General features: G+C 32.8%; 3 protein-coding genes. All 3 read right to left on the reverse strand.

Annotation, left to right across the window (positions count from 1 at the left end; all coding sequences use genetic code 11):
• The 3 genes from M2326_RS06635 to M2326_RS06645 all read right to left on the reverse strand — a co-directional run bounded on the left by M2326_RS06635 (position 1) and on the right by M2326_RS06645 (position 7,258).
• The gene (locus M2326_RS06635) at positions 1-2,463 is read right to left on the reverse strand and encodes a glycoside hydrolase family 2 TIM barrel-domain containing protein (protein WP_264618773.1); all 2,463 of its coding nucleotides are present in this window, start codon (positions 2,461-2,463) and stop codon (positions 1-3) included.
• Between the two features lie 181 nt (positions 2,464-2,644).
• A complete protein-coding gene (locus M2326_RS06640; RefSeq protein ID WP_264618774.1) occupies positions 2,645-4,120 on the reverse strand; it encodes a RagB/SusD family nutrient uptake outer membrane protein in 1,476 nt (491 codons plus the stop codon).
• Positions 4,121-4,132: 12 nt separating this feature from the next.
• Positions 4,133-7,258, reverse strand: coding sequence for a SusC/RagA family TonB-linked outer membrane protein (locus M2326_RS06645; protein WP_264618775.1), 3,126 nt, complete (start codon positions 7,256-7,258; stop codon positions 4,133-4,135).
• Positions 7,259-8,031: the final 773 nt, after the last annotated feature.

Below are 8,031 nucleotides of genomic sequence, written 5' to 3' on the forward strand. Positions count from 1 at the left end.
TTACTTAGTTTCAATAGTTACTTCCGCACTTTTTAATGATTTTGAAGTCGCCTTCAATGTAATTTTACCGCTTGATTTTGAAGATTTCAAAATAGCTAAACACATACCGCTAAATGCTTTACGTTTTGGTTCAATAAACGATTCTAAACTAATTTGATTTCCGTTATCCACACCAACTAAGGTTCCAACTCCATTTACAGAGAAGTTTACTAAGTTATCAGCATCAGGCACTAGATTTCCGTCTTTATCTTGGATTTTAACCGTTACATAAGCCAAATCTTGACCATCAGCAGTTATTTTTGAACGATCAACAGACAAACTGATTTTAGCTGGTTTTCCTGCTGTTCTAATCACTTCTTCGTTTACTGCTTTTCCGTTTTTATAACCAACTACTTTAATTGTTCCTGGCTCGTAAGGTACATTCCATGACAAACGGTATTTCGATTGAAAAGTTTTTGGTTCGTATCGAATAAAATTCACTTTAATCTCGGTCAAATCTTTTCCTTTAACTTTTCGACCCATTGATTTACCGTTTACAAAAAGTTCGGCTTCGTCAACATTGGTATAGCAATACACCGGAATTTCTTTTCCTTCCATTCCTTTCCAATTCCAATGTGGCAATAAGTGAATCATCGGTTTTGTTGACCAATGACTTTGGTACAAAAAGAACCTGTCTTTTGGGAAACCCGCTAAATCTACTGCTCCAAAATAAGAACTGTGTGAAGGCCAATCACCATTCCAATGTCCGTTGGTGGAATTATCTCTTCCTCCATAAGGTGTTGGTTCGCCTAAATAATCAAAACCTGTCCAAATAAATTCTCCCATAACAAATGGGTTTTCTTCTTGAAAATGAAATTCAATATCTGGTGGATAGGCCCATGAAGGTCCAATGATATCGTAACTAGTTACATGTTTTGAGGCATGTTTTTCATATTTTTCAATTGGCAAATGGTAAATACCTCTACTACTTGTACAGCTTGAAGTTTCAGAACCATAAAACGGTAATTCAGGATAATTAGCTCGAATTTCAGAATACTTACTTGGCTTGTAATTTACACCAGCAATATCTACTTGCTGTGCAAAGTTATTGTCATATGGATTAGAATAATTATTCATACCCATCGTCGTTGGACGTGAAGGATCAACCTCTTTACAGTAATCGTTTAACATTTTAGCGACTTTCCAACCGTTCTTTTTATCACCTTGTTCTAATATTTCATTTCCTGTACTCCACATAACAATTGAAGGATGATTTCTATCTCTTCTAATCATATCTTTCAAATCACGCTCTGCCCATTCATCAAAAAACATACTATATCCGTTTTCCACTTTTGGCATTTTCCACATATCAAATGATTCGTCAAGAACTAATAATCCTAACTCATCACACACCTCTAAAAACTCTGTTGAAGGTGGATTATGACTTGTACGGATAGCATTAGTACCCATATCTTTCATCATTTGTAACTTGCGCTGATCGGCTCTTTTATACACTGCAGATCCTAATGAACCATTGTCGTGGTGCAAACACACGCCATTAAAACGCACTTTTTTATTATTTAAGAAAAACCCATCTTTTGTAAAAGCGATAGATCGTAGTCCAATTTTAGTTTCATAGGTATCTACTACTTTTCCATTTTGAGTAAGGGTTGTAACGGTTTTATACAAATTTGGAGTTTCTGTATCCCAACGTTCCGGCTTTAGAATAAAACTATACAAAGCGGAAACTTTTGAAGAATTAGGTGCAATTTCAATCATTTCATCAACTGTTGAAACTGATTTTCCAGCTGGTGAAAAATATTCGTGCTTTACAATTACCGAAACTTTTTTATTTTCTTTATTTACCACCGTCGTTTCATTTTGAACCACCGCTTTTTCTGCAGTAACTGTTGGCGTAGTAATATAACTTCCCCAATGACCAACATGTACCGTTTCATCAATCTTCATCCAAACAGAACGGTACAATCCTGCTCCTGGATACCAACGTGAAGCTAAATCTTGCGGACGTAAACGAACAGCAATTGTATTATCTGATCCATCATATTTTAGGTATTTCGAAATATCAAATTCAAAACCGATATAACCGTTTGGTCTATTTCCTATAAATTGACCGTTTACCCAAACGTGCGCATCGTACATAGCGCCTTCAAATTCAATTCGCACTACTTTTCCTTTTGCGTCTTGTGGCATTTTGAAGTTTTTACGGTACCATCCTGTTCCTGTAACAGGTAATCCACCGGTACGGGCGTTGTGTTTGTAATCGAATGGACCTTCGATTGCCCAATCGTGTGGCAAACTTAAATTACGCCATTTGGAATCATTAAAATTTGCTTGCTCGGCGCCATCGGCCTCAGCATTAAAAAATTTCCATGAATCATTAAAATTGATTTCTTGTGCTTGTACTTTGGTCAGGCCACAACAAACAACTGTCATAAAGCAGACCGCTAAAAATAGTTTTTTCATCTTGAATTCCTTCAAATTTTGGTTGTATAGTAAAATACAAATCTAATCGCTTAGTTTAGAAATAGGTCAAACATATGTTTTTTATACTAACATAAATGGGCAATTAGTTATAAAAGATAGTTTAACAAAAAAGGAGTATCAATCTATGATACTCCTTTTTAATTTAATGTAAGTCACCTGACTAATATCCCGTATTCTGAGTTATTACCCCTTGAGAAAGGGACACTTCAGTGTAAGGAATAGGCATTACTTCATTTTTACCTACTACAAAACCTAACGGAGCCAATACTGTACCAGCTCTACCTGTTCTAATTAAATCTTGATACCTATAGCCTTCACCTGCTAATTCTACACGACGTTCATGGTAAATAGCATCTAATAATGGTTTGCCGCTCATAGTATCAGCCAAATCTGGGACGACAGTTATTGGTTGTGTTCCTCGAGCTCTAGTACGCACTTTGTTTACATACTTAACTGCTGTTGCTGGATCCTTATCATAAATAGCTTCGGCGTACATCAAATAAGCATCAGAAAGACGAAGTACTCTAATATTATTTGCACTATTATTAACACCACCGACTGTAGGAAAAGAATAGTCACTATTTGGTGCCCATGAATATTTTTTATTGTACCAATTGGTACCATAATTCCCTGTTACATTATAAAAAGAAGCCATATATCTAGGGTCATTATCTTCAAATTCTTTCCTTAATTCATCTTTAACTTGCATGAAGCCGTATCCTTTCTGATTCCTCGGTGAAATAAAACGTGTTACAGTTGTTCCCAAATTACTGGTATTGGATGAACAAACTATTTCAAATATTGACCCTGAATTCCATTCTCCTACAGAGTTAAAAATTGAAGCATAATTAGCAGCTAATGTATAAGGCAAAGTAAATAATTGGTCTCCGTATTCTTTTACTTGATCCATTTTATTTTGGTATAACGAAACACGCATCATGTAACCTAATGCAGCTCCTTTGTCTGCATGCCCTAAATAAGATGCAGGACTATTAAATCTTGATGGTAGGTCAGCAATGGCTATTTTGAGATCAGCCTCGATAAAAGCATATGTTTCTTGGGTACTCGCACGAGGAATTGTATATTCCCCAAGCTTTAATAATTTATCAATTAATGGAACTCCTCCAAAGCTGTTCACTAAATCAAAATAATAATAGGCTCTTAAAAAATGAGCTTCGGCTAGAATTTGTTTTTTCCTGTTAGTATCTGAAAATTCGATATCTGGTATTTTATTTATAACTAAATTAGCAAATAATATACCTTGATAATTTAAATCCCAAATATGCTGTAATGATATATTTGTTGTTGTAATTTCGTACGTTTCTTTTTCGTACAATGGAATATTATCTGAAATATTCGCTCCTGCCTTTAAAAAATCATCTGATCCCACGTCACCCATTAAAATATCTGATCCCATTCCTGCCCAAAAATCGCCTGGTCCATACATGGTATTCATAGGAGCGTAAGCCGCAATTAAGGCTTGTTCTGCATCTACTGGTGTTTTATAAAAATTTTCAGTAACAGGAGTTCCGTAGACTCCAACTTCTAGATAATCTTTACTGCATGAAATCATGCTTACAAAAAGAATAAGCGAACAGTATTTAACTTTTTTCGTGAATTTATTATATAATTTCATCTTCAATATTTTTTAAAAATTAACATCTAATCCTAAAGAAATTGTTCGTACCGATGGATATCTACCTCTATCGATACCTATATCCAAAGGACTATTTTGTGTATTATCAACTCCTACTTCTGGATCCAAACCATCATATTTAGTAAAGGTTAGTAGATTTTGTCCCGATACATATAAACGAAGCTTACTTATTGCTATTTTATCTAAAATACTATTTGGTAAAGTATATCCAATTTGGACATTTTTCAGTCTCAAATAAGAGCCATCTTTTACAAAACGACTCGAAATTTGAGCGTTATTCCCAGAGTTATCAAACGTTGCTCTTGGTACAGAGTTAGATGTCCCTTCGCCAGTCCATCTGTTTAAAGCATTAGTATTTGAATTTGATGCTAAATCAGCTTCCAACCAACGATCTGTAGAGTTAAAAATTTTGTTACCTTGACTTCCTTGAAAAAAGGCTGTGAAATCAAATTGCTTGTACGTCATATCTAGATTAATACCGTACGTATATTTTGGAAATGCAGAACCTATAAATGTTTTATCATTATCATTAATCACTCCATCTCCATTTAAGTCCTTATATTTTACATCCCCCGGCTTGGTATTTGGTAAAATTGCACTTGAATTTACTTCACTTTGGTTTTGAAAAATGCCTTCCATTTGATAACCATAGAATGATGCCAAAGGCTGTCCTGCAACAGTTCTACTGATATTATATAATGCATTTGCACTTCCTGTTTGGATAAGACTTCCTTCACCATTAAGACTTAGTACTTTATTTTGAATGAACGAGATATTACCTCCTAAACTAAACGAAAAGTCCTTGATTACTTTTTTATAATTTGCTGTAAACTCTACTCCTTTATTTCGAATATTTCCGGCATTTGTATATGGATTTTGTGAATAACCCGAAATACCAAGTATGGGAGTTGGCATTAACATATCAGAAGTATTTTTAATAAAATAATCTGCAGAAAATGTCACCGAATTATGAAGAAAAGCCAAATCAAGTCCTATATTTGACGTTTTGGTAGTTTCCCATTTCAAGTTTTGATTTCCTGGTTGTAATGGTGCAACACCTAACCCAGTATTTTTAGAATCACCAAAGGGGTAATTATTACCTATGTTTAATGTATTAAATGTAGATGAATTAGGAATGTTTTGATTACCTGTTTCCCCCCAACCTACACGAAACTTAAATTGATTAATAGCATTCGCATGAAAGAATTTTTCATTATGGATGTTCCATGCCAAAGCTAAAGATGGAAATTGTGCCCATCTATTATTTGAACCAAAACGAGATGAGCCATCTAATCTATAGGTACCCGTTAATAAGTAGCGATCATCATAATTATAGTTAATTCGACCAAAGAAAGATAATAACTTCGAATTTGAAATTCCGCCTCCATTTGTTGATGTAGATACTGCTCCCGATCCCAACGTAGGATTAGCAACACTTTCAGGTATTTGATTACGTTGTGCTGTTACATTGTTTGAACTTAAATCTTGAATTTCTTGTCCTAATAGTGCCGTAAAATTATGTTTTTTTGAAAAAGTAGTATTATAATTTAAAGTGTTAGACATAATTAAAACTCTGTCTTCATTTCTTTGCAAATAGTAAGTACTTACAGGTGAATTATAAGATGGAGAAACATTATATGCTGGTTTAAAGTTGTCTACTTTAGAATCATTTATTTGTAAACCATAATTAGATTTAAAAGTTAACCCCTTAATAATTTCGATCTCTAAAAACACATTACCCAAAAAGCTTTCTTTAGTATTAGGTGATTGTCCGAATTGAACTAATCCTAATGGATTGACAGCTAAAGAAGAAACATATTTTGGCTGCCCATAAGAACCATCTGCATTGTATATAGGGGATACAGGATCAATCATATAGCCTACAAATGCACTTTTTGTAAACGAATTTGGACCAAAAGATGGTACCGAATTGGTATTTGAATTTGAGTATTGAATATTATGACCAACTTTAATTTTTGGCATTATTTGGTAGGTATTATTTACCCTGAAATTTGTTCTTTTATAAGAAGAATTTTGAAGAATCCCAGTCTGATTGATATAACCGAATGAAGCGTAATAAGTTGTTTTATCTGTACCTCCAGAAACAGCCAGTTGATGACTTTGCATCTGACCAGATTTATATATAGCATCTTTCCAATTATAATTTGGTAGTGCCGAAGGATTAGCTAAAGCTGGATCTGCTGGTTTACCATCATTTGCATTTCCTTCATTATATAAGGTAGCCCATTGTTGTGAATTTAAAACATCTAAATTATCAATTCTATTTTCAACGCCTACATATGTTTTGTAAGTTATAACTGTTTTGCCTTTTGTCCCACCATTTGTAGTAATCAAAACAACTCCATTTGCTCCTCTAGAGCCATATATTGCAGTTGCAGAAGCGTCTTTTAAAACTTCGACTGACTTTGCATCTGCCATATTAATACTAGAAATATCATTAATGGGAACTCCATCAACTACATACAATGGATCTGCGCCATTTACAGTACCTATACCTCTAATTCGCACTGTTGGTGTAGAACCTGGTCCTCCAGAACCTTTAGTTACTGATACTCCGGCCATTCTACCTTGAATTGCTTGGGCTAAATTTGTATTTTGTGTTTTATTTAATTCTTTTGTATCAGCAGAAGATATTGATCCCGTTAAATCTGATTTTCTTACTGTTCCATAACCAACTACGACTACTTCTTCTAATACTGCGGCATCATTTGTTAAAATAGCATTAACAACCATTTTTCCGTTAATTTTAATTTCTAGTGATTTTAAACCTAGATAAGAAAAAACCAATGTTTGTCCTACTCCTTGAACTGCTAAAATATAGTTACCATCAATATCTGTTGTAGTTCCAGTGGTAGTCCCCTTAACCATTACATTGGCTCCTGGAATAGGCATTCCATCAGTATCCCTTACAGTTCCTTTTACTTGAAGCTGTTCTATTTGTTGAATATTTAATACCTCTAATTTATTGTTTGCTTTTTTGTTGTCTGCTCTCATTGAATTAATAGTGATTCCAAAAATGATCACAATTAATTTTAATGCTAAATTAAACCGGTAGTCATAAAGACTCATTTGTTCTTTTCGATTAATCTTTTTCATAAAATAATTTTGTTTTATTTCTTAATTTTTTTTCGATACTAAAGTCAATTTTACAATAGCTTTTACATAGACTTTTATTTTTTAGGTTAATTAATAGATTAGTTCTTAATAGTTTTCGAGTACAAACATTAATCAACAAAGTTTCATATGTTAATTAAGTTTCTTATTTGAACAAAAATACAATATTGATTAAAGCGTATATTGCTAAAAAGGTTAAAAAAAGCATAAAAAAAACATATTCTCTTATCTGTTTAAATTTAACATTACGATAAAAATATAATGGTATTTATAACATAAAAATCTTGTTTTTGATTACAATTTAAATAAGTGGTCATTAACAAATACACTATATTTAATCAACATGCATAGCATCATAAAAAATTAGCTTAAATTATGTTAAAAAATAATAAAATAATATAAAAACATAAAGAGTCAGTATTTTATATTATAAAAAAGGACATAAAAAAAGGCAACAACAAAATATGATTTTGTTGTTGCCTTAAATAATTAGTTATTAAAATTCAAGCATCTTATTACCTATAGTTCTTTACATTATCATGTTTTTTATTAAATTCATTTCTACTCATTATTTACACCAAATAAAACCTGTAATGAAATTAATTACCTGCCAAATCACAACTAAGTAATGGTTGAAATTTAATGTCGTATTTTGTTCCAAAATTAGTCAGGACAAAATTTAATTTTTCTTTGAGGTTTTCGAATGATTTATAAGCATCAAAATCTAACCATTGATATTTTATTCTCCGCCATAG

This window comes from Flavobacterium psychraerolatum (genome assembly GCF_025960985.1).
Taxonomy (GTDB): domain Bacteria; phylum Bacteroidota; class Bacteroidia; order Flavobacteriales; family Flavobacteriaceae; genus Flavobacterium.

Coding starts and splice junctions, on each gene's coding strand:
- M2326_RS06640 (WP_264618774.1), bottom strand. CDS start 4,120: ATGAAATTATATAATAAATTCACGAAAAAAGTTAAATACTGTTCGCTT.
- M2326_RS06635 (WP_264618773.1), bottom strand. CDS start 2,463: ATGAAAAAACTATTTTTAGCGGTCTGCTTTATGACAGTTGTTTGTTGT.
- M2326_RS06645 (WP_264618775.1), bottom strand. CDS start 7,258: ATGAAAAAGATTAATCGAAAAGAACAAATGAGTCTTTATGACTACCGG.